General features: G+C 38.3%; 2 protein-coding genes. Both read right to left on the minus strand.

Going from position 1 to position 2,538, the window contains the following annotated elements; translation table 11 throughout:
• Positions 1 to 88: 88 nt before the first annotated feature.
• On the minus strand, positions 89 to 838 hold the full coding sequence (locus ACRD7A_RS18930; protein WP_430812960.1) for a DUF4272 domain-containing protein: 750 nt from the start codon (positions 836 to 838) through the stop codon (positions 89 to 91).
• A gap of 865 nt (positions 839 to 1,703) precedes the next feature.
• Positions 1,704 to 2,231, minus strand: a complete 528-nt coding sequence (locus ACRD7A_RS18935) for a hypothetical protein (RefSeq protein ID WP_430812961.1) — start codon at positions 2,229 to 2,231, stop codon at positions 1,704 to 1,706.
• Between the last annotated feature and the right edge of the window lie 307 nt (positions 2,232 to 2,538).

Genomic DNA, 2,538 nt, shown 5'->3' on the forward strand with positions numbered 1-2,538 from the left:
AATCATGTTTAACTATTTACTTTGATACGTATTTAGTAAACCACAAACTAACGATGCTTTATTAGCCATTGTTGGCAGTAGTTTTTTATTAGGTGTCACATGTAATATCATCCCATTCTTGGTCAGAATAATTTACAAGCCAGTTTAAAGCATAATGTCTTTCATAAACAACCCCAGAATGCACTATTTCCATCTCCCTATTATTTATCCTAGCGTCAACGCATGCCCAGTCAATTCTATAATAGAGGTCTACGGCATCTAATATTTCACTTTTTGTCCTTGTCTCAGAAAATCGGTTAATATAGTCATTCGGGTCTTTGCCTTGAACCAGCGGATAATTTTTAATATCAATGTTGTTTAAATCACATGTTTCAGTAGGAAAATCTAATTCAGGAACAACTTTAAGAGCCCACATCAAAGTCCAGATGCATTCACATTTCCAACTTTCTTCATTCTTTCGTTTATCTGTAGGGTTATTTAAGAATTCGCGCTCTTTGGGAGTTAATTTATTAAACAGGTTATATTTTTTAAGATAATCAATAGCTTCCTCACCAGTAAAACCTCCAAAAGCTACCATGTTTGTCACAGCAAGTACTGTCACTCTTTCTGCAATTTCCTTTGCAGTTCTTATAGTTGTTTCAGATTCACTCTCAACAAGAGGGAGATTATAGTTAATTTTCAGTCCTTTTGATTTTAATAACTTTTCTGACCGCTTTTTTCTCAAAGCATTGTCTTCCTTATTTTCTTTTTTGAATAGTCCAATCATGTTATCATTATTCTGTCCTAATAGATTAAAAGCTATTGATATTATGGCTATTGTATAAATGACCTTTTTCATTTTGATGGATTGGTTTAAATTACTGCCAACGGCCTGCCGCATGGCGACGTAAGGCGAATGTTGACCTCACCAACCTTCCAAAAAGGAGGGAAGCCAAAGCGTTGTATTTGGTTTTATCTTTTTCCTTGTGTTTAGCCAAATCAACGATTTGGCTGAGCTGAACGAAGTGGTGAACCTTCGGCACCGCAGTAATCGCCTTATGCGCTATGGCGGTTTGTTGGGCGCTGCGATTTAATTTACTTTTCGGTTCTGTGCATCAAAAACGGGCTGAAAATCTTTACGTTATTCTGCTTTTTCCGTCTAAACAGCTTTGTATTCTAGGTTTTGGCGCGCCTTTGTCCATAAACGTTATTTTGAAGTCCGGCTACACCTAAACAACCCTAAAACGTGAGTCCGTAAACAGCTGTCCGAGAGTCCTACTGCAAATCGGAAGTCCGGCTGCGTGACTGAAAAAGTGCCGGCCGGGATTAGTCCGCCGTGTCCGTTAGGAAGTCCCGGTCCCGCTACGTTTTGTTTGCTAGTCCAGAAATGCGCGCCTTGGTTTTAAATTGCTTTGACCTTAAACCACTTTTCGCGATTTTACGGTTTTGCGTCCCGTTTTTGTTTTGTTAAATCGAAGCGCCCCATTCGAGTTCGTTGCGCCCAACGGCCTGCCGCATGGCGACGTAAGGCGAATGTTGACCTCACCAACCTTCCAAAAAGGAGGGAAGCCAAAGCGTTGTATTTGGTTTTAACTTTTTCCTTGTATTTAGCCAAATCAACGATTTGGCGGAGCTGACCGTAGTGGCAAGCCTCCGGAACCGCACTGATCGCCTTATGCGCTATGGCGGTTTGTTGGGGGCTGGCATTTGTTTGTATTATATTTTTATCTCAGCTTTATTTTTGTGCCCAAACAAAATTCTATGTCGCCTGTGAAATCAAATAAATCCTTATTAGTTTTTAAAAAGTAGAAAAAGGAGTCTTCTTCAAACATAGTGTAATCGGAATCTATAATTATATCGCAATACAATTCATTTATAGTAACGGGCTCTTTTTTAGTCTTTAATTGTTGAATGCAGATTTCTAAAATGTCTTTATTCAGTTTTAAAATCTTTGGTTTTATTTTCCAGTTAAAATCATTTTCAGTCTTTCCAAGTCCTGCTAATGCTTCGACAATTTGACCAACTCCAAATCCCTTCTCATAATATTTGTCATACAGTGGGGTTACACAATTAATTGCTTCATTATATTTTTTGTTTAATATTAATGCTTCAATATATCGCTCTTGATTATTTAAATCATTCGGATGTTTGATTACAAATTCTTTGCGAAGTTTTAATAAACCTTTCCAATCTTCTTTTTCATAAAGGCTTGAATCCTGTTCCCAATATTCAATATCATAATCGTCTTTCATACTTAAGGGTTTTAGGTTTTTTCGCTTGCCCCCAACGGCCTGCCGCATGGCGCTGTAAGGCGTTATTAACCTTACGAACTTTCCAAGTAGAGCAAAGCCAAAGCGCTGTATTTGTTTTTAACTTTTCTTTTTTAAAGCCAAATCAGCGATTTGGCGTTGTTTGCCGAAGTTGCCGACCTACCTAAATGCTACGAACGCCTTATGCGCTATTGCGGTTTGTTGTGCCCTGTTGTGTGCCCTGAATGTCCATCAAGGGTACAATTTAATAAAGATTCCTGATTATCAGGAAACACGATCTTTGAGAGAT

It is taken from the genome of Carboxylicivirga longa (assembly GCF_050589825.1).
Taxonomy (GTDB): Bacteria; Bacteroidota; Bacteroidia; order Bacteroidales; family Marinilabiliaceae; genus Carboxylicivirga; species Carboxylicivirga longa.

Bases quoted from the DNA above. Each gene is read 5' to 3' on its own strand.
- ACRD7A_RS18935 (WP_430812961.1), bottom strand. From the start codon at position 2,231: ATGAAAGACGATTATGATATTGAATATTGGGAACAGGATTCAAGCCTT.
- ACRD7A_RS18930 (WP_430812960.1), bottom strand. From the start codon at position 838: ATGAAAAAGGTCATTTATACAATAGCCATAATATCAATAGCTTTTAAT.